General features: G+C 69.1%; 17 protein-coding genes, 1 tRNA gene and 1 other RNA gene. 12 read left to right on the top strand and 7 right to left on the bottom strand.

Going from position 1 to position 24288, the window contains the following annotated elements:
- Nucleotides 1–36 precede the first annotated feature (36 nt).
- The 6 genes from G510_RS0102885 (at nt 37) to G510_RS0102860 (ending at nt 10338) form a co-directional block, all read left to right on the top strand.
- Nucleotides 37–2979 carry an immunoglobulin-like domain-containing protein gene (locus tag G510_RS0102885; RefSeq protein ID WP_029152379.1) on the top strand — a complete coding sequence of 981 codons (2943 nt, stop codon included), beginning with the start codon at nt 37–39 and terminating at the stop codon, nt 2977–2979.
- Between the two features lie 117 nt (nt 2980–3096).
- Entirely contained in the window at nt 3097–4368 is a 1272-nt protein-coding gene (locus G510_RS0102880; protein ID WP_029152378.1) for a cell division protein PerM, read from the top strand.
- Nucleotides 4369–4377: 9 nt separating this feature from the next.
- Nucleotides 4378–4956 carry a phosphoribosylglycinamide formyltransferase gene (purN, locus tag G510_RS0102875; protein WP_029152377.1) on the top strand — a complete coding sequence of 193 codons (579 nt, stop codon included), beginning with the start codon at nt 4378–4380 and terminating at the stop codon, nt 4954–4956.
- A 29-nt stretch (nt 4957–4985) separates the two neighbouring features.
- Nucleotides 4986–6593, top strand: coding sequence for a bifunctional phosphoribosylaminoimidazolecarboxamide formyltransferase/IMP cyclohydrolase (gene purH / locus G510_RS0102870; RefSeq protein WP_029152376.1), 1608 nt, complete (start codon nt 4986–4988; stop codon nt 6591–6593).
- 86 nt (nt 6594–6679) lie between these two features.
- On the top strand, nt 6680–8527 hold the full coding sequence (locus G510_RS0102865) for an ABC transporter ATP-binding protein (protein WP_029152375.1): 1848 nt from the start codon (nt 6680–6682) through the stop codon (nt 8525–8527).
- Complete coding sequence (locus G510_RS0102860) at nt 8524–10338, top strand: ABC transporter ATP-binding protein (RefSeq protein ID WP_029152374.1); 1815 nt, start codon at nt 8524–8526, stop codon at nt 10336–10338. Before G510_RS0102865 ends, G510_RS0102860 begins: the two co-directional genes overlap by 4 nt.
- A 109-nt stretch (nt 10339–10447) precedes the next feature.
- Here the strand turns inward: G510_RS0102860 and G510_RS0102855 are convergent, their stop codons facing one another.
- From G510_RS0102855 to G510_RS0102845, 3 genes are all read right to left on the bottom strand, one after another.
- Entirely contained in the window at nt 10448–10900 is a 453-nt protein-coding gene (locus G510_RS0102855; RefSeq protein WP_029152373.1) for a GNAT family N-acetyltransferase, read from the bottom strand.
- A 51-nt stretch (nt 10901–10951) separates the two neighbouring features.
- Complete coding sequence (locus tag G510_RS0102850) at nt 10952–12475, bottom strand: L,D-transpeptidase family protein (protein WP_036321709.1); 1524 nt, start codon at nt 12473–12475, stop codon at nt 10952–10954.
- 138 nt (nt 12476–12613) lie between these two features.
- Nucleotides 12614–12979: a YrdB family protein gene (locus G510_RS0102845; protein WP_029152371.1), complete on the bottom strand. Its 366-nt coding sequence runs from the start codon at nt 12977–12979 to the stop codon at nt 12614–12616.
- A gap of 148 nt (nt 12980–13127) precedes the next feature.
- Here G510_RS0102845 and G510_RS15165 point away from each other — a divergent pair, with 148 nt between their 5' ends.
- Entirely contained in the window at nt 13128–14711 is a 1584-nt protein-coding gene (locus G510_RS15165; protein WP_245563216.1) for an SPFH domain-containing protein, read from the top strand.
- Between the two features lie 62 nt (nt 14712–14773).
- On the opposite strand, the gene G510_RS0102835 is transcribed toward G510_RS15165, so the two are convergent.
- Complete coding sequence (locus G510_RS0102835; protein ID WP_029152370.1) at nt 14774–15763, bottom strand: aldo/keto reductase; 990 nt, start codon at nt 15761–15763, stop codon at nt 14774–14776.
- A gap of 77 nt (nt 15764–15840) precedes the next feature.
- Between G510_RS0102835 and G510_RS0102830 the strand changes: the two genes are divergently transcribed.
- The 3 genes from G510_RS0102830 (at nt 15841) to G510_RS0102820 (ending at nt 17669) form a co-directional block, all read left to right on the top strand.
- Complete coding sequence (locus G510_RS0102830; protein ID WP_157560386.1) at nt 15841–17076, top strand: PQQ-binding-like beta-propeller repeat protein; 1236 nt, start codon at nt 15841–15843, stop codon at nt 17074–17076.
- A 178-nt stretch (nt 17077–17254) separates the two neighbouring features.
- The gene (locus G510_RS0102825; RefSeq protein WP_029152368.1) at nt 17255–17527 is read left to right on the top strand and encodes a DUF7218 family protein; all 273 of its coding nucleotides are present in this window, start codon (nt 17255–17257) and stop codon (nt 17525–17527) included.
- Nucleotides 17528–17577: 50 nt separating this feature from the next.
- A tRNA-Ser gene (locus tag G510_RS0102820) sits at nt 17578–17669 on the top strand.
- A gap of 36 nt (nt 17670–17705) precedes the next feature.
- Here the strand turns inward: G510_RS0102820 and G510_RS0102815 are convergent.
- The 3 genes from G510_RS0102815 to G510_RS0102805 are packed head-to-tail and all read right to left on the bottom strand — an operon-like array spanning nt 17706 to nt 21986.
- Nucleotides 17706–19907 (bottom strand): transglutaminase TgpA family protein, encoded by a 2202-nt coding sequence (locus G510_RS0102815; RefSeq protein WP_029152367.1) that lies wholly within the window; start codon nt 19905–19907, stop codon nt 17706–17708.
- Nucleotides 19904–21007 carry a DUF58 domain-containing protein gene (locus G510_RS17385; protein WP_029152366.1) on the bottom strand — a complete coding sequence of 368 codons (1104 nt, stop codon included), beginning with the start codon at nt 21005–21007 and terminating at the stop codon, nt 19904–19906. The genes G510_RS0102815 and G510_RS17385 overlap by 4 nt, the downstream gene beginning before the upstream one ends.
- Nucleotides 21008–21014: 7 nt before the next feature.
- Entirely contained in the window at nt 21015–21986 is a 972-nt protein-coding gene (locus G510_RS0102805; protein ID WP_029152365.1) for an AAA family ATPase, read from the bottom strand.
- Nucleotides 21987–22036: 50 nt separating this feature from the next.
- Here G510_RS0102805 and ffs point away from each other — a divergent pair.
- Nucleotides 22037–22133: signal recognition particle sRNA small type (ffs, locus tag G510_RS17775), an RNA gene on the top strand.
- A 48-nt stretch (nt 22134–22181) separates the two neighbouring features.
- Complete coding sequence (gene pta / locus G510_RS0102800) at nt 22182–24287, top strand: phosphate acetyltransferase (RefSeq protein ID WP_029152364.1); 2106 nt, start codon at nt 22182–22184, stop codon at nt 24285–24287.
- Nucleotide 24288 lies beyond the last annotated feature (1 nt).

Raw genomic sequence — 24288 nt, 5'->3', positions numbered from 1 at the left:
CGCACCGGATCCCCCAACGCGAAGGAACGCAGGACAATGACTACTCGATCACCCAGGCGCGGCACCCGCGCGATCGGCGCGGGGCTGGCGTGCGTCCTCGCCATCCCGCTGGGCGGCCTCGGCGCATCCATCGCCTACGCCGCTGACGTGCCGGCTCCGACCGCCCACTACGACATGTCGCACAGCGAAGACGTACTCCTCGACGTGTCGGGGCACGGCCGCGATGCAGCGCTGACCGGAACGACCGAGGCGAGTTTCGTCGACGCCGCGGGCGACGATGTGATCCGCTTCTCGGGCGACGCCTTCGCGACGCTGCCGCAGGGGCTCGTCACCAGCGACGACAACGACTTCACCGTCGAGTTCACCGTGTCGAGCAACGCGCCGCGCAACGATTTCGGGTGGGTGATCGGGGACGGGGTCGGCGCGTGGAACACCACGGACCTGGGCAACTATGTCTTCGTGAGCCCGATGAGCGGCCAGGGCGGCTATGCGAACCAGGTGCTCTCGGGCATCAGGGTGAAATCCGGCGACGACAACGGCGAGATCCGGTTGCCCGCGGGCGGCGGCATCGGCAGCGGGTTCGCCACCATCACCGTGGTCGGGTCGGGCGACGAACTGGCGCTGTACGTCGACGGCGAGCAGATCTCATCGACCGTCCATTCGTACCAGATGAGCGATATCGTGCCGTCGGGCGACGTGCTCGGTTACCTCGGGCGGTCGCTGTACGTGGGTGATCCGCTGCTCGACGCCGACGTGACCGATGTGAAGTTCTGGGACGAAGCCCTCACAGTTAGCGAACTGCGGGCCGCGCAGCCGACAGACGACGAGAAGCAGCAGGCGAAAGAGGCCCTCCTGGGCCTCGACATCGAATCGGCCATGCTCGGCGAGAACCCAGACCTCGAGCGCGTGACGAAGCCGCTCCACCTTCCCGGCGAGCTCAACGGCGTCACGCTGTCGTGGTCGTCATCCGATGAGTCGGTCGTCGGGCTCGATGGCATCGTGTCGCGAGCGATCCGGGCCGATACCACCGTGACGCTCACGGCGCAGACCGCATCAGGATCCACCCTGACGTTCGACGTGGTCGTGCTCGCACCCTCGCTGTCGGCGGACCTCGACACGATCGAGCTCGCCTCGACAACGACTGAGAACCTTCCGCTGGTCATCGCCGGGGCGTCGGAGGGCGCTGAGATCGCGTGGGAGTCTTCGGATCCGGACGTCGTGACCGGAACGGATCCCGACTACGTCGCGCCGGAGGTCGGCATGGCTGATCCATATGCCGGCGGCGGTATCGTGACCCGGCCCGCGTACGGCGCGGGCGACGTCGATGTGACCCTGACGGCCACGGCGATGCTCGGCGAGCAGACCGAGACGCGCGAGTTCGCGGTGACCGTCGCTGAGCAGCGCCGCACGGCGCCGGACGCCGGGTACGCCGCCGCATACTTCCGGTCGGACAGTGACGAACGCATCTACGGCGCCGCCACGACGGAGAACGATTTCTTCACGTTCGAGGAGGTCGCCGGCGGTGAGCCGATCGTCGATAACGCGGCTGATACGACCGGCCACAGGGATCCGTACATCCTGCGGTCGCATGACGGCGACACGTACTACATGATCGCGACCGACCTCTGCATCGGCTGCGGCACGGGCTGGGGCGAGGCCCAGAGCAACGGCAGCCTCAAGGTGAACGTGTGGGAGTCGACCGACCTCGTCGAATGGACCCGCACGAACGGCGACGGCAACGGCGGCATCACGGTGAACCAGCCGGAGGCCGGGATGACGTGGGCGCCCGAGGCGTACTGGGACGACGAGCTGCAGTCGTACGTGCTGTTCTTCGCTTCCCGCCTGTACGACGACGTCGACCACACCACCGGTCCCGGTTACGCCCGGATGTTCGCGGTCGTGACGCGGGACTTCGTCACGTTCTCGTCGCCGCCGGCGACCTGGCAGGACACGGGCTACGCCCGAATCGACTCGACGATTCAGAAGATCGGCGACTACTACTACCGATTCTCGAAGAACGAGGACGGCGGCGCGGCCGATGGCCTCGAGCGGGGGAAGGACATCTTCCTCGAGCGCTCGAAGGTGCTCACGGCCCCGACGACCGAGTCGAACTGGAACGCCGACCCGGAACAGACCTGGCAGCTGATCGACACGGCCATGACGACGCCCGTCACAGGGAATCACGGCGAGGGCCCGCAGATCGCGAAGCTCAACGAGGGGGATCCGAACAACACCGCATCGGGCGACGGATACGTCTTCCTCGTCGACAACTACAGCGCCGGCGGGTACCGGGCGTTCGTGACGAGCGCAGACGCGATCGCGTCGAGCAGCGCGGACGATCGTCTGTCGCTGCGTCCCGGGTGGGAAGCGCGATCCGATGGGCTTCCCGCTAGCCCGCGACACGGTTCGTTCGTGAGTGCGCCCCAGCAGATCCTTGATGCGATGCACAGCTGGACCGACGTTTCGGCGGTCGGTTCGGAGACGTGGCTCTCGGTCGAGGGGCGCACCGCAACGGCCGACGTCACGGCCGTTGACAGCGGCGACATCGTCGGTACGGTGACGTTCTCCGGATCTGGTTGGAGCGAGACGGTCGCCCTGTCGGACGGGACGGCATCGGTCGACGTGCCGGACGGTGTCGTCGAGGTGGGTGCGACGTACGACGGGTATCGCGATGGCCTGGTGGCGGGCTCCGATGCGGATCCGGTGGCGATCGGCGGCGCGCTCGACGTGACGACCGCGACGCGCTGCGTGGTGGGGAAGACAGTTCTGGCTGTCACCGCCGTGAATACGGGGGACCAGGCGGTGACGGTGAACCTCTCTACACCCTTCGGAGAGCGGACAGGGATCGCGATCGCCGCGGGCGCGTCCGTCACGGAGGCATTCTCGACCCGCGCTGCGAGGATCCCGGCAGGAGAGGCAACGGCAACGGTCGATTCTGTTGAAACGACGACGCCCTACCCCGCGTCAGCCTGCGGCTAGGCGATCCACGGTGTCCCACTTGGTGCTGCTCTGACAGCCGGATGCCCGCACCAAGTGGGACATGGGCGGGGTGGGGTCACCGGATCCCCGGGAGCCGGACGGTAACCTCGAGGAGCTATGCAACGAGTCCTGGTCGCGGCCCTCGCCGCCGTCGATGCGCTGGTCGCGGCGGCCGCAGGCCTCGTCGCGGTGCTCGCGCCGTTCACGATCGTGTGGATCGCCGTGTTCGGCGACACCAACGCGTGGGGCGCGCTGTGGCCCGCCACCACGCGCGTCTGGCAGCTCGGACACCTCGTTCCGGTGCGCATCGACGCGACGGACCACGCCGCGACGCTCGGGATCCCGGACGCCGGATCGGCGTTCTGGCTGAGCGTCGCGCCGCTGCTCTTCGCGGCGTTCACGCTGTTCTTCGCCGCGCGCTCCGGTCGCCGGGCCGTGCAGTCCGGCGCCCCTCTCATCGCGGTTCCGACCGGGATCGTCGTCTTCGCGCTCGTCGCGACGGGCGTGCAGCTCACGAGCGACAACCCCGTTGCGATCACCGCCGCGTGGCAGGCGATCCTGCTGCCGTCCGCGGTGTACGCCGTCGGCGCGGTTGCCGGAGCCATCATGGCCGGCTGGAACGACGGCGACGGCGGGGTCATCGATAGGATCCAGGACGTCGTCGACTCCTGGGGCCCGGCCTGGCGCGACGTTCCCACGCTCATCGCGCGCGGCACCTCCGTTGTGATCGTGGGCCTGGTGTGCGCATCCGCCGTGCTGTTCACGATTCTCGTGGCGCTGGGCGGAGGCGAGGTCGTCACGCTGTTCGAGCGCACGCACGCCGATGTCGTCGGCGCGACGACCCTCACGCTCGCGCAGCTCGCATATCTTCCGACGATGCTCAGCTGGGGCGTCAGCTGGATCGCGGGCCCAGGCTTCGCGCTCGGCACCGACACGGCGATCTCGCCGTCGGGCACGTCCCTCGGCGTCGTGCCGGGCATCCCCGTCTTCGGCATTCTGCCCGAGGGCGGATCCGGGTGGTTTCTGCTCGTCGCCCTCGTCCCGGTCGCGCTGGGCGCGCTCGCCGGGTGGATCGCGCGGCGCAGCTACGCCGAGGACTGGTCGTACGACGGCGAGGGCCACGAGCACTACGGGCCGCGGGTCGCGATCGCCGTCGGAATCGCCGTGTTCTCCGGCGCCGTCGCGGCCCTCATCGCGGCGGTCTCCGGGGGTTCCATGGGCCCCGGCCGACTCGCGGACGTCGGGGCCGACGCCGGTCCCGTCGCGCTCGCGGTCGGGCTCGAGGCGCTGCTCGGCGCTGCCATCCTGCTACTGACCCCGATGCGGCGCCCGCTCGCCTGGGCGGACGTCGCCGAGGATGATTCGAATGAGGTCGCGGCAGGCACGTAGACTGGCCCGGTGCTGAATGTTGCCGTTTTGATCTCCGGGGCGGGCTCGAACCTGCGCGCCTTTCTCGAAGCGGCAGCAGAAGCCGACTATCCGGCGCACGTCGTCGCCGTCGGTGCCGACCGCGACGCCGCCGGGCTCGCGCACGCGGATGATTTTGGGATCCCGTCGTTCTCGGTTCCCTACACCTCCTACCCGACGCGCGCCGCGTGGGGCGAGGAGCTCGCGGTGCAGCTGCGTGCGTGGGATCCCGACCTCATCGTGCTGAGCGGGCTCATGCGCCTGCTGCCCGACAACGTGGTCGCGGAGTTCGCCCCGCGCATCATCAACACCCACCCCGCCTACCTCCCCGAGTTCCCGGGCGCGCACGGCGTCCGCGACGCGCTGGCATCGGGCGCAACCCGAACCGGGGCGAGCGTGATCCAGGTCGACGGCGGCGTCGACACGGGGCCGATCCTCGCGCAGGAGCGCGTCGAGATCGAACCCGGCGACACCGAGAGCACACTGCACGACCGCATCAAGCCCGTCGAACGGCGCCTGCTCATCGATGTCGTGCGCCGATTCGCCGCGGGCGACCTCGCCATTTCCTAGTCCTCACCCCACACACCCAAGGAGACACCATGGCCGGCCCGAGCCACGACCCCTCGCTCTACCGCCACCTCGACGTCGTCCCGATCAAGCGAGCGCTCATCTCGGTCAGTGACAAGACCGACCTGCTTCCGCTCGCCGCGACGCTTGCCGAGGCTGGGGTCGAGATCGTGTCGACCGGATCGACGGCCGCACGGATCCGCTCCGCCGGACACGAGGTCACCGACGTCGCCGAGGTGACGGGCGTGCCCGAGATGCTCGACGGTCGCGTCAAGACGCTGCACCCGAAGGTGCACGGCGGTCTCCTCGCCGACCGGCGCCTCGAGGCGCACGAGTCGCAGCTCGCGGAGTTCGACATCGCGCCGTTCGAGCTCGTCGTGGTGAACCTCTACCCGTTCGTCGAGACGGTGGCCTCCGGCGCCCAGGGCGACGACGTCGTCGAGCAGATCGACATCGGCGGCCCCGCGATGGTGCGCGCATCGGCCAAGAACCACGCCAGCGTCGCCGTCGTCGTGGATCCGTCGTCGTACCCGTCGCTCATCGAATCGGTTAAGAAGGGCGGCACGACGCTCCAGGATCGCAAGGAGCTCGCGGCGCGCGCGTTCGCACACACCGCGTCGTATGACACGGCGGTCGCGCAGTGGTTCGCCGAGGAGACGATGCAGGGCACGGAGACGCTGCCGGCTCACCTGACGATTCAGGCGGAGAAGTTCGAAGACCTGCGTTACGGCGAGAACTCGCACCAGCGAGCGTCGATCTACACGCGCGTCGGCGGCCACGGCATCGCCCAGGCCGAGCAGCTGCACGGCAAGCCGATGTCGTTCAACAACTACACCGACGCGGATGCCGCGCTGCGCGCCGCGTACGACATGGTGCTGCCGGCGGTCGCCATCATGAAGCACGCGAACCCCTGCGGGCTCGCGATCGCGGATCCGAAGGCGCTCGACCCCATTGCGAGCGCGCACCTGCGCGCGCACGAGTGCGACCCTCTGTCGGCGTTCGGCGGCGTGATCGCGGCGAACCGCCCGGTCACGCTGAAGATGGCCGAGAACCTGCGCGACATCTTCACCGAGGTCATCGTCGCTCCCGACTTCGAGCCGGAGGCGCTCGAGGTGTTCAAGGCGAAGAAGAACCTGCGCCTACTGAAGCTGCCCACCAACTGGCAGCAGGAGCGCATGGACGTGCGCCTCGTCTCGGGCGGCCTCCTGCTGCAGGACGCGGACCTGTTCCCGGACGACGACTTCGAGTCCGTCGCGAAGAACTGGCAGCTCGTTGCGGGCGAGGAGCCCGATGTGCCGCTCGCCGACCTCGTGTTCGCGTGGAAGAGCTGCCGCGCCGTGAAGTCGAACGCGATCGTGCTCGCCAAGGGCAGCGCGACGGTCGGCATCGGCATGGGGCAGGTCAACCGGGTCGACTCGTGCCGTCTGGCCGTCGAGCGCGCGGGCGACCGAGTTAAGGGAGCCATCGCGGCGTCCGACGCATTCTTCCCGTTCTCAGATGGGCCCGAGGTCCTGATGGACGCGGGCGTGAAGGTCATCATCCAGCCGGGCGGGTCCGTGCGCGACGAGGAGACCATCGCGCTCGCGAAGGCCCGCGGCGTGGCGATGTACTTCACAGGGGAGCGCCACTTCTTCCACTGAGTCTCATCCGCACGCGACAGCCTTTCAGCTTGGTATAAGCTGAAAGGCTGTCGCGTTTTCTGCGCCTCGTCCGATCAAAAGGCATCATGTCCGACTCCCCACGCACGCATCTGCCCGTCCACCGCGCGCTCGCGCGCCTGATTCCGTTCGCGAAGAAGGACCTGCCCCGGCTCGCCCTGGGCGGGGTCTCAGCGCTGGGCGCGTCGATCGTCGCGCTCCTGATTCCGACCGCTCTCGAGTGGATCGTCGGAGGCCCGCTCTCGTCGGGTGCGACGACCGCCGTGGTCTGGGGCGCGCTCGCCGTCCTCGGCCTGGGCCTCGTCGAGGCAGGGCTCGTCTGGCTGCGCCGCTGGCTGGTGCTCGCCCCTGCGACGGCGATCGAGTACAACCTGCGCCAGACCTTCTACAACCGGCTGCAGAAGCTGCCGATCGAGTTCCACGACCGCTGGCAGGGCGGGCAGCTGCTCAGCCGCATGATGCAGGACCTTAACGTGATCCGCCGCTGGCTCGCATTCGGCTTGATCATGCTCGTCGTGAACCTGCTGACGGTCATCATCGGATCCGTGCTGCTGTTCCAGTGGCACTGGCTGCTCGGCACGATCTTCGTCGTCTCCGGCGTCCCGCTGTGGATCTCGGGACTCAAGTTCGAGCGCACGTATGGCCGGCTCACGCGCATGAGTCAGGATCAGCAGGGCGACCTCGCCACGAGCGTCGAGCAGAGCGTGCACGGAATCCGCGTGCTGAAGGCGTTCGGCCGCGGCCCGCACGCGCTCAAGAACTTCCGCGCGCAGGCTGAGACGCTTCGCGGCACGGAGATGCACAAGGCGGGCGCGATCGCGCGCGTCGACTTCGTGCTCGTCCTGATGCCCGAGCTCGCGTTCGCCGTGTGCCTGGCGCTCGGCATCTGGCTGACCGCCGACGGGCAGATCGACGTCGCGCAGCTGTTCGCGTTCTTCGCGATGGCGACGATCCTGCGCTGGCCGATCGAGTCGATCGGATTCTTGTTCTCGTTCCTGCTCGACGCGCGCACGTCGACAGACCGCGTGTTCGAGGTGTTCGACACCGTCGACACGATCACGGACCCGGCCTCGCCGGTCGAGATCGAGAACCCGCGCGGCGCGCTCGCGTTCACGGGCGTGCACTTCCGTTATCAGGACGCGCGCGACCACGAGCGCGACCTGCTCGACGGCGTCGATCTCTCGCTCGAGCCGGGCGAGACGATGGCGCTCGTCGGCCTCACCGGATCCGGCAAGACGACGCTCACGACCCTGCCCACGCGCCTCTACGACGTCACGGAGGGATCCGTGACCCTCGACGGCGTCGACGTGCGCGACATGCGCCTCGTCGACGTGCGCACGCACATTGCGAACGCGTTCGAGGACGCGACGCTGTTCTCGGCCTCCGTGCGTGAGAACGTCCTGCTCGGCCGCGACGACCTCGACGTCGTCTCGGTGGAGGCGGATCTCGTTATGCGCGAGGCACTCGATGTCGCGCAGGCGGCGTTCGTCGACGACCTGCCCGACGGTGTCGACACGATGATCGGCGAGGAGGGGATGAGCCTCTCGGGCGGACAGCGGCAGCGACTCGCGCTGGCCCGCGCGGTCGCCGCCCGGCCGCGGGTGCTCGTCATGGACGACCCGCTGTCGGCCCTGGACGTGAACACCGAAGAGAAGGTGCAGGTCGGACTGGGGCGGGTGCTCGAGGGCACGACCACGCTGATCGTGGCGCACCGACCCTCGACCGTCGCGCTCGCCGACCGCGTCGCGCTGCTGGAGAACGGCCGCATCGTGGAGGTGGGCGCGCACAGCGCCCTGATGGCCCGATCCGCGCGTTATCGCTCGGTGCTGTCGAGCCTCGAGTACGAAGACCGCGAGGACAGCGCCCACCGCGTGGATCCCGCCCGCACATTCGAAGACCAGGAGGCCGACCGATGAGCTCGTCGGTGCAGGGAGTGTCGGGCGAGGACCGCCTGAACTACAACAAGGAGGAGAGTAGGGCGATTCGTCAGCGGTCGCTGCGCCTGCTCGGAAGCCTGCTCGCCCCGATGAAATGGCGCGTCGTGGTCACGGCGATCGTCGTCATCGCGCAGACGGCGGTGCGCGTGCTCGGGCCGGCGCTGCTCGGCCTCGGCGTCAACTCCGCGCTTCCGGCGGTGCTCGACAACGACGACTGGGGGCCGACCTGGCTCATCGCCGGCGCCTACGCGGTCACCGCGATCCTCGGCGCCGCGCTGCTCGCGTGGTACGACATCCTCGCCGCGAAGGTCACGCAGACGGTGCTGCTCGACCTGCGCACGCGCGTCTTCCGCCACACGCAGCGCCTCAGCCTCGAATTCTACGAGACGTACACGTCGGGGCGCATCATCTCCCGCCAGACGAGCGACCTCGACACGATCCGCGAGCTGCTCAACGGCGGACTCACGCAGCTCGTGAACGGCGTGCTGTACGGCGTGTTCACGCTCATCGCGCTGATCCTCGTCGACTGGAACTCCGGCGTCATCATAGTGCTGACGTTCGTGCCGATCGCGTTCCTCCTGCGCTGGTTCTACGGCGCGAGCCAGCGCGCGTATCGGGGCACGCGCGTGATCAGCGCGCAGGTCATCGTGAAGTTCGTCGAGACGATGACGGGGATCCGCGCCGGCAAGGCGTTCCGCACCGAGCCGCGCAACGAAAAATCGTTCGGCAAGCTGTCGTGGGACTACCGCGAAGCGAACATGAAAGTGATCCGGTTGTTCGGCACGTTCGAACCCGTGCTCATGGCGATCTCGGCGATCGCGATCGGCCTCGTGGTGCTCTGGGGCGGCGTGCGGATCACATGGGGCGAGTTCTCGGTCGGCCTGCTGCTGAGCGCGGTGCTGTACGTGCGCAATTTCTTCACGCCCCTGCAGGAGGTGGCGATGTTCGTCAACTCCTTCCAGTCGGCGTCCGCCGCGCTCGAGAAGGTCTCTGGCGTGCTGGAAGAGGGGCTGTCGGTTCCCGACGCGGCGACGCCGGTGCCGCTCGCCCACTCGCACGGGCACCTCCTGTTCGATGACGTCACGTTCGGCTACGGCGAGGGGAAGACGATCCTGCCGGACTTCCGGCTCGACATCCCCGCGGGGCAGACGATCGCGCTCGTCGGGACGACGGGCGCCGGGAAATCGACGCTCGCGAAGCTCGTGTCGCGGTTCTACGATCCGACGAGCGGACGGGTGATGCTCGACGACATCGACCTGCGCGACCTGTCGCAGGACGATATGCGGCGGGCGATCGTGATGGTCACGCAGGAGGCGTATCTGTTCAGCGGATCCGTCGCCGATAACATCGCCCTCGGACGGCCGGACGCGTCGGTCGAGGAGATCGTCGCGGCGGCGAAGGCCGTGGGCGCGCACGAGTTCATCGAGCAGTTGCCCGACGGATACGACACCGACGTCAACAAGCGCGGCGGCCGAGTGTCCGCGGGGCAGCGACAGCTGGTCTCGTTCGCGCGAGCGTTCCTCGCGGATCCGGCGGTCCTGATCCTCGATGAGGCGACCGCCTCACTCGACATCCCGTCAGAGCGCGCGATCCAGTCGGCGCTGCAGACGCTGCTCGCGGATCGCACGGCGATCATCATCGCGCACCGCCTGTCGACGGTGGAGATCGCCGACCGCGTGCTCGTGATGGAGCACGGTGAGATCATCGAGGACGACGATCCGGAGACCCTGAAGAAGGGCACCGGGAAGTTCGCTCAGCTGCACCGGGCCTGGCAGGAATCGCTGGTCTGAACGGAATGTGGCCCCGCGCGTCACCGTGCGGGGCCACATGTCTGAAGATGGCGACGAAGTTCCATTCGGGGGAGGAGAGAAGAGCTCCGCCGCCAGTTCGAGCGTCGAGTCAGAGAATGATCTCGGCGACTACTTCACCGTACTCCGATTCGCCGACGGGAGCGAAGCCGACACGGCGGAAGAAAGCCTCCGGACCGAGTTCGCCGGCCTCGTACACGACGGTGAGGCGCTCGAAGCCGCGGACTCGGGCCTCCTCGATCACGGCCAACACCGCGATGCGGCCCGCGCCGCGGCCCTGAGCCTCGGCGTCGACGTTGATCCGCCACAGCGCGGCGCGCAGGTAGTCGCTCGACGCGTCGGGATCGAAGTACGCGCGGATGAACGCGACGACCTGTTCGCCCTCGAGCACCACCCTCTGCCACGTCTTCTGCGGATCGGCAACGCCCATCTCCACCGCGTACGTGGTGGGGGCGATGAACTCTTCCTGACCGGGCTTGAGGCTCAGGCTGTTCGCCGCAACGATCGTGCCGGCCGACAGCTCTTCGACGTGGAGTTCGCTCATGCCATCAGCGTAGAGCACTCCGCAGACCGGGGGAACTGTTGGGAGTATGAATCACGCGCGCACGGAGACCGGCGAGCCGACCTGCAGGAAGCGGTACACCCATTCGGCGTCGCTCTCGCGCAGGTTCACGCAGCCGTGGCTCATGTACGCACCGGCGCCGAAGTTGTTGTGCCAGTAGGTGCCGTGGAAGCCCTGGTCACCGTTGAAGTACGTCACCCACGGAACGTTGGCCGTGCAGTAGTCGAACTTGCCTCCGGGCACATAGTTGCCCTCGGCATCGCAGGAACCCATGTTCTGGATGGTCAGCTGTCCGTAGACCGAGTACTCGCCGACCTGCGTATCGTGACCGGGCTTTCCGAGCGCCATCGGCATGGAGTTGACGAGCTTCTCATCGCCGCCGTTGACCGACTCGTAGAAGTAGGTGTGGCCATCGCTCTTCGAGACGACCGCACGGTGGAACCGTTCGGTCGAGTCGTGGGCGACCTTCTCGCCGGGCAGGGCGAACGCGGCCGCCTCCAGCGCGCCGAGCTGCGCGGCGATCTCTTCGCCCGCGCCGTCGGTCGAGGACACCTTGTAGCCGTCCTGGCCTTCCTTCTCGGTCTTCAACACGTTTCCGGCGCCGTCGACGATCACATCGCTCTCGACGGGCTCGCGGTTCACCTCGGCGGGGAGGGAATCGGCGTACGACTGGATGCTGCCGGCATCGGCGGCGACCTCGACGTCGCCGCCTTCGGAGACCGAGACGTCGAGCCACGAGGCGACCTTGTCGGACGACACGGAGTTGACGGTGTCGCCGTCGAGCGTGAAGATGACCTCGCCGATCGCGGTGTTGAGCTTCGTCGCCGTCTGCTTCGCCTCGTCGGCGGTCAGAAGCGCCTCGATCTCAGTGATCTCGGCGTTCACCGAGATGCTCGGCGAGGCGCTCGCGGCGAGCACCTGCTCGCCCGAGGCGAGGGCCTGGATCGGGTTGGCGTTCGCGAGCTGGTCGGCGACCGACTCGGCGAGGCTTGTCGCGTCGATTCCGCGGCCCTGCTCATCCGGAACGACCGTGTACGAGCCGTCGACGAACTCGATCTTCGCGTTGATCGGGTCGACGTACTTGTCGGCGAAGGCCTCGGACAGCGCGGAGCTCGTGACGGCCTCGTCGACCGTGAGGTCGGCGTCAATCGCGCCGGGGTTCCAATCGCCGATCTGCCAGAGGCGATACGAGTCCTTCACCGTCTGAGACGCGGCGCCGGAATCGACGGACAGGCCGAGATCCTCGCCAGAGAACGTCTTGGTCTCGCCGTCGACGGCGACCGTGATGGTGGAGTTCGCGACGCCGTCCGAGATCGCCTGCTCGACGTCGGCGACGCTCATCGTGCTGAGATCGGTGCCGAGGGCCGACACACCGGGAGCCGTGAAGGTCGTGCCGACGAACGCCAGCCCACCGACGAGTGCGACTGCGACGACGGGGATGCCGATGCCCAGCCAATACTTCTTGGGGGACCGCTTCTTCGGCTCGGTGATCGTCCACTCGACGCGAGGCTCGCTCGCGGCCGAATCGTCCGGCGAATCCGTAGGTCTCGTCGCCACGTCGGTCATCGTCTTCTCCCCCTGAGCGCGGTATTTTCACGCACCTCTTCCATATCGTAAAGGTCGAGGGACGCGCCCGGGTGTCGAATTGATCACGAACCATTCACGATCCGCTGAGGGAGTGGTGAGTCCCTGCTGTCAGCGCAGCTCGCGACGGCCGACGAGCACGCCGACCACGATGCAGAAGACGCCGACGACGACGCCGGCCCACGGCAGTCCCAGGCCCCAGAGCGCGAGCGTGGCGCTGACGAAGACCAGCAGCTCGATCACGGCGCGCACGAAGCGCGGCAGGTGGAAGACAGCCTTGGGGGAGAGGAAGAGAGCCCACGCGAAGATCGCGAGCAGCGGGGCACCGAAGCCCCACACGAAGTTCCATGGGGTGTCCCACGCCAGAAAGCCCCAGAACGCGAGTGCCGCGAACGCCAGGAGCTCGCTGAGAAAGCGGAGCGCGTCCAGGGTGGAGATGCGCCGGCCGACGCCGGCGGGTTCGGTCGCAGAAGCCATGCGGCAAGTTTAGGCCGTTCGTCCTGGATGCCTCCCGGTGCCGGGTTCTGTGAGTGCGCCGAGCGCCTCATTTCAATAGGCTGGAATCACATTCGCCGACGGCCTCCCCAACGAGGATCTCTCGCGTCGGCGCGAAGAAGGGATCAACGTGAGCGGATTCTTCGCTGCCATCGGCGGTGTCGGCATCGTCATCGGGATCATCATCCTGCTCGTCGTCGTCGCGATCATCGCCCTGATCGTCACGCTGCTCATGCGCGCGTGGTACAAGGTCGCGCGCGCCGATGAGGCGCTGGTGATCGTGGGACGCAGGTCGAAGAAGGGCGACGGCCCGACGACGGCGGTCACGGTGATCCGCGGCGGGGGCGCGATCGTGAACCCGATTACCCAGCGCGCGGAGACGCTGTCGCTCCGCGCCCGCCAGATCATGGTGCAGCCGACGGCGCAGTCGATCCAGGGCGTCACGGTCGATGTGACGGGCGTCGCGCTCGTCAAGGTCGGATCCGAGCGCGAGGCCATCGCGCGCGCCGCCGAGCGATTCGTGTCGCAGGACAAGGCGATCGAGGTCTTCACGACGGAACAGCTCGAGGGTGCGCTGCGCGGCGTGGTCGCGACGCTCACCGTTGAGCAGCTCATGCGCGATCGGCAGGAGCTGAGCGATCAGATCGCCACGCTGATCAAGAGCGACCTGGCCGAGCAGGGTCTTGTGCTCGACAGCTTCCAGATCCAGGGCATCACCGACGAGAACGGCTACATCGACGCGCTCGGTGCGGAGGAGGTCTCGAAGGTGAAGCGCCAAGCCGAGATCGCGCGGATCGATGCGAACCGCCAGATCAAGGCGCGCGAGATCGCCACGGGCGAGGAGACGCTGATCGAGCAGACGGCGTATGACAAGAATGAGGCGGCGGCCGCCGCCGACGTCGGCGAGGCGCGTGCCGAGGCCGAGCAGGCCGAGGCGCTCGCGCGTGCGCGCGCCGAGCAGGGCGTTCTGATGCAGCAGGCCGACAACAAGCAGGCTCAGCTGGATGCCGACGTCAAGCGCGTGGCGGATGCCGCGGCGTACGAGGAGGAGAAGAAAGCCGACGCGCGTGCGTACGCGGCGGTCAAGGACGCCGAGGCGGCCGCCGATGTGCAGCGCCGCGAGGCCGATATCGGACTCTACGAGCAGCGTCAGGCTGCCGACGCCGACGCGTACGCCCGCATCAAGGCGGCGGAGGCCGACGCGCAGAAGGCAGAGCGCGAGGCGGAGGCGATCCGTGTGCAGGCCGAGGCTGAGGCCGACGCGAAGCGCGCACGTGCGCAGGCCGAGGCGGACGCGATCCGTCTCGCCGGTGAGGCCAGGGCATCGGCGATCGAGGCCGAGGCCGAGGCGCTCAAGCTGAACCAGGAAGCGGTCCTCGCGCAGCGCTCGCTCGACGTGCTCGTGCCCATGATGACCGAGTTCGCGAAGGGCTACTCGAACGTCGGAAACGTCACGGTGCTCTCGGGCTCCGGCGAGGGCGGTGCCTCCGCGCACATGGCCGGCGAAGCCGCGATGGGCATGCGCACCATGTTCGACACCGTGCGCGAGGCGACGGGCATCGACCTGTCGGCCATGCTGCAGGGCCAGGCGATCGGCCACGGGATCGCGAACGGCCGTCAGCAGGAGGCCGCACCGAACATCGCGGAGACGCTTCGCCGCGACGCTCGCCAGGAGCCCCAGGAACGTCAGGAGCAGGCGCCCGACGAGGAGTGATGCGGCTCAGCACAAAGCGGGAGGCTCGGTTTCAGATGAAGCCGGGCCTCCCGCTTTCTCGATCACCAGCGGTCGTGGACCTGCGGGCGGATCTTCTCGTCGTACAGCGCGGTGATGGCCTTCGTGAGCGCCTTCGGAAGCCGCCCGACCTCGGCCGACTCGGCGTTGCCGCGCGCCTGCTGTTCGTTGCGCGCGCCGGGGATCACGCTCGACACGCCCTCCTGCTGGATGATCCAGGCGAGCGCCGCCTGGGCCGGGTCGATGTCGTGCTCGCGCGCCAGCGCCGCGAAGTCGGCCGCGGCCTCGACGCCGGTCGCGAAGTCGACGCCCGCGAAGGTCTCGCCGACGTCGAACGCTGAGCCGTCGCGGTTGAACGAGCGGTGGTCGTCGTCGGCGAAGGTCGTCTTCTTCGTGAAGCGCCCCGAGAGCAGCCCGCTTGCGAGCGGAACGCGCGCGATGATCCCGACGCCGGCCTGCCGGGCCGCCGGAAGGACGTGCTCGAGCGGCTTCTGGCGGAACGCATTGAACACGATCTGCACCGTCGCGACGTTCGGGCGAGCGATCGCCGACAGCGCCTGTGCGCACGTCTCGACGCTGACCCCGTACGCCGCGATCGCACCCTCGTCGATGAGGGTGTCGAGGTCGTCGAAGACGCTGTCCGAGGCGAACACGTCGTCGGTCGGGCAGTGCAGCTGCACGAGGTCGAGGGTGTCGACGCCGAGGTTGCGGCGCGACCGGTCGGTCCAATCGCGGAAGTTCTCGATCGACGCGTACCGCAGCGACGGATCCGGCGCACGACGGATCATCTTGGTCGCGACGGTGCCGTCCCACGACGGGTTCGCGCGGCGCCAGGCCGCGATGCGCTGCTCACTGCGTCCGTCTCCGTAGACGTCGGCGGTGTCGAAGAACGTCACACCGTGGTCGACGGCCGCGTCGATCACATCGAGCGCGTCGAGCTCGTTGACATTGCCCCAATCGGCGCCGAGCTGCCACGTGCCGAGCCCGACGACCGACACCTCGTGGCCCGTTCGTCCCAGGATCCGTTGTTCCACAGTTGCTCCTCGCGTTCTTACGACTGAGACCCAGCCTAATGGCGCGCAGTTGTGCGGCGTGAGTTACTGTGATCGACGTGAGAATCGGGAAAGCGCTCTGGGCCGGCGCGGTTGTTGCCGCGGTCACGCTCGGCATGGCGGGGTGCGTCTCATCAGACGCGGATCCCGTGTCGCCGTCGCCCGAACCGGAGGCCGCGGACGTCTACTCCGGCGAGCCGCTGCCCGAGCTTCCGCTCGAGGAGGTGCCGCTCGCGGGAGACCCGACGTTCGCGGAAGCGGACCGGTCGGCGGTCGAGGGCATCGCGGCGGGCCGCCTGCTCGCCACGCGACCCGGTGACGTCAACGTCATCATGCTCGACGCTTACGACACGGCCTCGGGAGAGCTCGCCTGGGACATCACGACCGGCGAGGCAGCGCAGCTCGTGCTCGATGCGGGGTTCGGGGCGGGGCGCGTGGAGTTCGCCGCGGGCGCGCTCCAGCGCGGGGGTGATCTGTACGTCGCCCCGCTCTTCAGCAACGCGACCGCGTCGACCCCGTACCGCTCGGGCCTTGTCGCGGTCAATGCGGCCGACGGGTCCGTCGCCTGGACCGCGGACCTCTCGCCGCACCTGGGCGACGACGTCGACGGCATCAGCGTGCACGCGGATGTCGTCGATGCCTCGCCCGAGACCGTCATCGCGAACGTCGAGGCGCAGACCACGCAGGGCGAGCGCGTGAGCGTCGCCGTCGCGTTGGATGCGTCCTCGGGCGAGGTGCGGTGGGGCGAGCGCGGCGTCGTGCTCTCGTCGGTCGCCGGCGACGTCGTCACGGCGGTCCGCACGGAGAGTCCCGGCGACGACCATGGATCCCTCGTGGGACTTATTGCATCGACCGGTGAGGAGGCGTGGTCGGCGGGCGACGCGTCGGGGGAGTGGATCGGCGGGGTCGGCGGCCTCGTTGCCGCGTGGACCCCCGAGGCCGCGCTGTTCGAGTCGTCGACCGGCGCACCCGTCGACGCTGGGGCGATCCTGTCGGCGCCCGTGGCGGGCGCGGACTTCGTCGCGTGGCTGAACCCGGCTGATCAGGCCCTCGTGACCTACACCGGCGGGGACGAGCGATCCTGGCCCGGGACCGAGCAGGTCGTCGCCGACGACGTCGTGGCGATCGACGACGCGGGCTACGTGTGGCTCGCCTCGAGCGCACAGGTGGCGGCGTACGACCGCACGGGCGCGGCGCGCACGGATCCGCTGCCCGGCGCGTTCGCGGGCGCGCGCGACGGATCCGTCGTCACCGTCGAAGACGACGGCGCCGTGCACCTGTGGGGCGGCGCCTGACCCGCGTCACCGATTCGCAACTACGGAGATTCGCCGCAACTACGGAGAATCCGCCGCGACTCCCTCCGATGCAGACGGATTTCTCCGCAGGTACGGCGCAGGGCCTTGCCGAACCCGTCAGTCGGCGGCATCGTGGACGTCACCTGTACCAGCACGAGATCGAGAGAAGGGGAACACCATTCCACGCGATCGCGAGTCATCCCTGAAGGATCCGGAACTGTACGAGACGCTGCGCTCCGACGGCGCCTCGAAGGAGAAGGCGGCGCGCATCTCGAATGCGACGGGCGGCACGAAGAAGGGTCGATCCGAGGTGGGGCGCAAGGGCGGCGAGTCGGGCGACTACGAAGACTGGACAGTTCCGGAGCTGCGGCGGCGCGCCAAGGAGCTCGGGCTGACGGGCTATTCCGGTAAGCGAAAGAAAGAGCTGATCACGACGCTGCGCAACCACTGACGGCGCCTGAAGGTCATGAGCACGGCACCGAATGACGTAGAATCGTCTACGGTGCCTTGTCCGAGCGGCCTAAGGAGCACGGCTGGAATCCGTGTATGCGGGGTAACTCGCATCAGGGGTTCAAATCCCCTAGGCACCGCCAATTGTTCGAGAGCCCGACGTCTTCGTCGGGCTCTCGTCATTTCCGCGTCCAGAGCGATCGCGGCAGCATCGCTCGGAGGATGCGCGTCGCGGTTCGGTCGGAGCGGATCCCCGCCGAGACGGTGCGCAGCGGACCCGCGAGATCGCCCGCAGCCGCCGGCGACGCGGCGAACGAGGCCTGCTCGACCGCGGACGTGAGCGTGCCCACCGCGGTCGGATCCGCGCCCGATCCGATGAGCACGGCGCCGATCGCGCGCGGTGAGTCGGACGGCTCGAAGGAGATTCCCGCGTCGCTCGCGAGCGCGCGCAGCTCCCGCCAGGCGGACGCGACGTCGCCGCGCGCGGCCGCGCGCATGCGTGCCGACCGCAGCGCGAATCGCACGAGCGCCGGAACCGACACGATCAGCGCCGCAGCGACGACGACGCCGACGGCGATCAGGATCCACAGGGCGACTGACGAGGAGCCCGCGTCGTCCGCGCCCCCGCCGTTCTCGGCGTCGGCTGAGGCAGTCGGCGTCGGCGTGGGGGTCTCTTCGGCGAGCGGAGCCTGCGATCGCTCGACCTCGGGCTCATCGCCGCCCGTGGCCGAGGCTCCCTCGGACGCCACCACGCTCTGGGCCTGCGCGATGCTCGGGGTCGGCTCGAACGGCGTCCAGCCGACGCCGACGAGGTACACCTCGGGCCACGCGTGCAGGCGATCGGCGGTGACCGAATAGACCGGCAGGTCGCCGATCCGCTCGCTCGTGGTCGTGCCGGGCAGATAGCCGATCGCTACGCGCGTCGGGATCCCGACGGAGCGCGCCATGAGCGCGAACGTCGACGCGAAGTGCACGCAGTACCCCTCGCGGGTGATGAGGAACTGTTCGGTGGCTTCGGCGTCGCTGCCGTCGAAGCCCTCCTCGACCGGCGTCTCCAGCGAGTACTCGAAGTCGGGCCCGCGCAGCCACGATTGGAGGCTGAGCGCGGCCTCGTACGGGGTCCTGTCGTCGACGGTGACCTCGCGCGCCGCATCGCCGATCGCGCCGTTGATGACAGAACCCTCGACGCGCAGCGATGCGCCCGGCAGCTCGGCGGTCGCCTGCTGGCTCGAGGAGACCCATGGCGAGGCGTCGAGCTGCTCGCGCGACGGTGACAGGATCTCGGCCATGGTGACGTATCGGGTGTCCTCGGACGACTCGGACGTGGATCGCACGGTGCGGTTGTCGAGCATCGCCAACCACCCGCCGCCCGAGCCTCGCACCTCGATCGCGTTCGCGGGGATCGGCAGGTACTGCGCGTCGAGAGTCACGTCACTGACCCAGGTGAGCGCCCGCTCGGATTCGATCTCGCCGACGAGCCCCGAGGGCGTCACCTCGCCGAAGCCGTCCTCGAGGGGCGCGGACGGGCCGCCGTCGATGTGCCACCCGTCCTCGTCGAACAGGGTGTTCGTGGCGAGGCGCAGATACGGCGCCCTGTTCTGCTCCGTGCGCACCCGCAGCACCTCATCGGTCGACGCCGATCGCAGATCGTTACCGAGATCGATCGACACGTCGACGGACGACCCGCGGGCGAGGATCCCCGAATCGGCCGAGGGCATCACCGGAACGAGGGGCGCGACGGCGACGGCCACGACGGCGACGATGACGGCGGTCACGAGGGTCATCGCGCCGGCGCCCGTGCGGTCGCGCTCGGACTGGCGCTTCGAGGATCCGCCGAGCGCGATGAGCGCCAGGAGGGCGAGGACGAAGGGGATCGCGAACACGAGGTGATCGCCGCGGGGAACGGCGAGCTGCGGCGCGATGAACACGCACACGAGGGGGAGGGCCGCGACGATCGGCATGCGCAGCGCGACGGCGACCTGGTCGACGAACATCGCGATCAGAGCCGACGCCACGATGAGCACGAAGGCGAGGGGCTGGCCGACGCCCATCGGCGCGATCCCCGTCATCAGCTCGTCGCCGGCGGCCCAGATCACGTCGGGCAGCAGCCAGCCTTCGGCCGAGGGCACCAGACCGCCGATGAGCACCTGTGGGAAGAACGCCCACCAGGTCACGACCGCCAGAGCGACGAGCTGCGCCGCGAGGGCCAGCGCGGGGTGGAACCGGCGCCCGATCGCGCCCAGAACACCCATCGCGAGCACCGCCGCCCCGGCGGGCAACAACCAGGACGGCAGGAGGAGCGTGGTCAGCGGGAGCAGCGCCGTCATGACGGCGAAGAACGCGGCCAGCCCGGCGCCCGCCCGCGCGCTGAGGCGCGTCACCGCGCGCGCCCGTCGATGGCGAACGCCCAGGTCGCGGCGACATCGTCCTCGAGGGGTGCGCTGCGCCACCCCGCCGCGGGCGGCGCGGATCCGCCCGGTGCGGTGAGGAGGAGATGCGGCGCCGGTGATTTCGGCGGTGGGGCCGCGGATCCGATCGCGACGACGACGCCCGCGTCGGCGGGCAGCGCGGCCAGCCCGCGCCCCTGCCCGAGCGGTTCGAGCACGGCGCACGCCCGCAGCAGGTCGTCGAAGCTCTGCCGGGAGGACACCGTGGCGATGCTCGACCCGTCGGCCGCCGTGACATCGACGAGGAAGCCGTCGGAGAGGAGCCGCGCGACGACCGAGACGCAGGCCGTCATGGCGACGTCGAACGCGTTTTCGTCGGCCCACACCGCCGGATCCAAGTCGACCAGGACCGCGGCCGTCCGCGACTGGTCGCGCTCCTCCTCGCGCACCATGAGGTCGCCGTGGTGTGCGGAGGCCCGCCAGTGTACGCGCCGCATCGAATCGCCGGCGACGTACGGGCGCGGGATGAGGTTGTCGGTGCCGTGCCCCGTGCGGTCGTACTTCGCCGGATGATCGCCTTCGTCGATGCCGCGCGCCCTGATGGAGGCCAGCGGCACGACCGGCGGCACGGCGAGGATCTCATCGACCCCGCCGATGTGGCGCCGCGCCCGAACGGCGCCGAACGACGAGAGCAGCTCGATCCGCAGCGGGCCGATCCGGTGCGCGCCCCTCCGCGTCGGCGTCACCCACGACACCGCGCTGCGCGGATCCGCGTCGTCGTCGCGCTCCTGCGCGAGCCCGGGGGAGACGGCGTCTGCCGCATCGTCGATGAAGGCGACGGATCCGCCCGTGAACGCGGTCGCGACGCGAAGCGGATCGCCGACCGCGACGAGGTCGTCGTGCCCCGAGCGCGTCACGCGCCCGGGCGACGGCGCCAGCGCGACCACCGCGGCCGAGGCGACGACGATGCCGCCGAGCACGAGCCCGACGTAGGTCAGCTCCACGCGGTCGAGCGCCGATCCCGTGACGACGAGCGCGATGCCGACGACGAGCAGGCCGATGCCGCGACGCGTGGGGAGGATCCTTCCGCGCATGGCTGCGTCAGACCGCGACGGGAACGGCGACCGATTCGACGATCTGGTCGAGGATGTGGGGCACCGGATCGGCCTGGCGACGGCCTGCGGCGGCGTGGCGCTGGGGGATCAGGCGGTGGCCGAACACCGATCGCACCAGGCCCGACACATCGTCGGGGATGACATAGTCGCGGCCCTGCAGCGCGGCCCAGGCCTTCGCCGCGCGCACGAGCTGCAGCGTCGCACGGGGGCTCGCTCCGAGGCGCAGATCCGCGTGCGACCGCGTCTCGCGAGCGAGCGCGACCGCGTACTGCTCGATGAGCGGTGACACATGCACCCGGTGGGCGAAGTCGATCAGGCGCGCGACGCCCTCGAGCGACACGACCGGGCGGATCCGTTCGAGCGGGTTCTCCGTGTCGCGCTGGCGCAGCATGAGCGCCTCTGCATCCGCGTCGGGGTAACCCATCGAGATGCGCATCATGAACCGGTCGAGCTGCGCCTCGGGCAGGGCGTAGGTGCCGTCCATCTCGAGGGGGTTCTGCGTGGCGATCACGAGGAACGGATCCGGCAGCGGATGCGTGCGGCCGTCGACCGAGACCTGACGCTCCTCCATCGCCTCGAGCAGCGCCGACTGGGTCTTGGGGGAGGAACGGTTGATCTCGTCGGCGATGACGACGTTCGCGAATACGGCGCCGCGAGTGAACTCGAAGGTGCGCGAGGAGGGGCTGAACACCGACACGCCCGTGACATCGCCCGGCAGCAGATCGGGGGTGAACTGGATCCGCCGCATATCGGCGTCGATCGCGGCGGCCAGGGTGCGCGCGAGCATCGTCTTGCCCACGCCCGGAACATCCTCGACCAGCAGGTGCCCCTCGGCGAGCAGCACGACGATCGCGGAGCGGATCGCGTGATCCTTGCCGTCGATCACACGGCGCACCGCATCGCTGATCCGCGTGGTCGTCTCGCGGAATTCTTCGGGGGTGATCGTCGGCTCAGCCATCACGACACACACTACCGACGCGGAGGGCCTCGCGAGGCTGATAAACTGGCCACGGCTCTCCGCGTGACGACACCCAGGCCAACTCCCCCAGGACGGAAACGTAGCAAGGGTAACCGGGCTCTGTCGGGTGCGCGGAGAGTCTTTTTGTGGGCGCGAACCGGACACGCGCGTCGGTGCGCGTCCTAGGCTGGACATGTGGCGAGAAGCATCTACATCACGTCGGCCGAGGGCCATTCCGGCAAGTCGACGATCGCGCTCGGTGTGCTCGATTCCCTGAGTCGTGTATCTCCGCGCGTCGGCGTCTTCCGCACGATCGCACGGTCTGTGACCGAGCCCGACTATGTGCTCGAGATGCTGCTCGATCATGACGGCACCGACCTCGACTACGCCGACTGCATCGGCGTGACCTACGACGACGTGCGCGCGGACCCTGAAGGGGCGCTCGCCGAGATCGTCGCGCGCTTCAAACGCGTCGAGGATCGCTGCGATGCGGTCGTCGTGCTCGGCAGCGACTACACCGATGTCGGAAGCCCTGCCGAGCTCGCCTACAACGCGCGCATCGCGGCGAATCTCGGCACACCCGTCCTGCTCGTGCTCGGCGGGCGCAAGCCGCAGGGGCACGTCCCCGAGCTCGGATCCGCCGCGGCGCGCTCGCCGCGGGACATGGAACAGCTGGCCTCGCTCGCGGTCGCCGAACTCGGCCGGGCAAACGCCGAACTCGCCGCCACGATCGTCAATCGGGCCGACGCGTCGCGCGCCCGCGAGATCGTCGACGCCGTGCGCGAACGCACGCCGGGCAGCCCGGTCTGGGCGATCCCCGAGGACCGCCTGCTCGTGGCGCCGACGATGGCCGACATCCTCCGATCCGTCGACGGCGAGGTCGTGAAGGGCGACGACGCGCTGCTCGCCCGCGAGGCGCTCGGCGTGACGGTCGCCGCGATGTCGATGGTCAACATCCTCCCGCGCCTCGGCGAGGGGCACGTCGTGATCATCCCCGCCGACCGGTCCGACGCGCTGCTCGCGACCCTCACGGCGAACTCGTCGGGAACCTTCCCGTCGCTCGCAGGCATCGTGCTGAACGGCGACTTCGACATCCCGGACGTCCTCCTGAAGCTGATCGAGGGGCTCGCCTCGCGGATCCCGATCATCCGCTGCTCGGGCGACACCTACTCGACGGCCGTGCGCGTGGTCGGCACCCGCGGGAGGCTCGCGGCGTCGAGCCCGCAGCGCTATACGCGCGCCCTCAGCCTGTTCGAGCAGAACGTCGACATCTCGGAACTCACGCGGGTCATCGGCGTCGCGCGGGCGCACGTGGTCACGCCGCTCATGTTCGAGTACCAGCTGCTCGACGCCGCTCGCGAGAACCGGCGCCACATCGTGCTGCCCGAGGGCGATGACGACCGCATCCTCAAGGCCGCCGCGATCCTGCTCGAGCGGGGGGTGGCCGAGTTGACGATCCTCGGCGAATCGTTCGAGGTGCGCTCGCGCGCGATCGAGCTCGGCCTCGACATCTCGGGCGCGCACGTGCTGAGCCCGTTCGACGCGGTCTATGTCGACCGCTTCGCGACCGAGTACGCGCGCCTGCGCGCCCACAAGGGCATGACGTACGACAAGGCGGCCGACCTCGTAACGGATCCGTCGTACTTCGGCACCATGATGGTGCACATGGGCGATGCCGACGGCATGGTCTCCGGCGCTGCGCACACCACGGCGCACACGATCCGACCGTCGTTCGAGATCATCAAGACGCGGCCCGATGTCTCGGTCGTCTCGAGCGTTTTCCTCATGGCGCTCGCCGACCGCGTGCTCGTCTACGGCGACTGCGCCGTGATCCCGGATCCGACGAGCGAGCAGCTCGCCGACATCGCGATCTCGTCGGCGGAGACCGCGCGCCGGTTCGGCATCGAACCGCGCGTCGCGATGCTGTCGTACTCGACCGGAACCTCGGGCACCGGCGCCGACGTCGAGAAGGTACGGGAGGCAACGGCGCTCGCGAGGGAGCGCTCGCCGGAGCTGCCGCTCGAGGGGCCCATTCAGTACGACGCCGCGGCGGACGCGGCCGTCGCCCGCGCGAAGATGCCCGATTCAGCCGTCGCGGGCAAGGCGACCGTGTTCATCTTCCCCGACCTCAATACCGGTAACAACACCTACAAGGCGGTGCAGCGTTCGGCCGGCGCCGTCGCGATCGGTCCGGTGCTGCAGGGGCTGAACAAGCCGATCAACGACCTGTCGCGGGGCGCCCTCGTCGGCGACATCGTCAACACCGTCGCCATCACGGCGATCCAAGCACAGGGGGAGTGAC

The sequence above is a fragment of the Microbacterium gubbeenense DSM 15944 genome (assembly GCF_000422745.1).
GTDB lineage: Bacteria > Actinomycetota > Actinomycetes > Actinomycetales > Microbacteriaceae > Microbacterium > Microbacterium gubbeenense.
The sequence above is the reverse complement of the archived record's forward strand: the minus strand, read 5'-3'. Positions and strand labels throughout refer to the sequence as shown.

Excerpts from the sequence above, each read along its gene's own strand:
- G510_RS0102805 (WP_029152365.1), bottom strand. The coding sequence starts at position 21,986 with ATGGCTGAGCCGACGATCACCCCCGAAGAATTCCGCGAGACGACCACG.
- purH (WP_029152376.1), top strand. The coding sequence starts at position 4,986 with ATGGCCGGCCCGAGCCACGACCCCTCGCTCTACCGCCACCTCGACGTC.
- G510_RS0102845 (WP_029152371.1), bottom strand. The coding sequence starts at position 12,979 with ATGGCTTCTGCGACCGAACCCGCCGGCGTCGGCCGGCGCATCTCCACC.
- G510_RS0102885 (WP_029152379.1), top strand. The coding sequence starts at position 37 with ATGACTACTCGATCACCCAGGCGCGGCACCCGCGCGATCGGCGCGGGG.
- G510_RS0102860 (WP_029152374.1), top strand. The coding sequence starts at position 8,524 with ATGAGCTCGTCGGTGCAGGGAGTGTCGGGCGAGGACCGCCTGAACTAC.
- G510_RS0102865 (WP_029152375.1), top strand. The coding sequence starts at position 6,680 with ATGTCCGACTCCCCACGCACGCATCTGCCCGTCCACCGCGCGCTCGCG.
- G510_RS0102855 (WP_029152373.1), bottom strand. The coding sequence starts at position 10,900 with ATGAGCGAACTCCACGTCGAAGAGCTGTCGGCCGGCACGATCGTTGCG.
- G510_RS17385 (WP_029152366.1), bottom strand. The coding sequence starts at position 21,007 with ATGCGCGGAAGGATCCTCCCCACGCGTCGCGGCATCGGCCTGCTCGTC.
- G510_RS0102880 (WP_029152378.1), top strand. The coding sequence starts at position 3,097 with ATGCAACGAGTCCTGGTCGCGGCCCTCGCCGCCGTCGATGCGCTGGTC.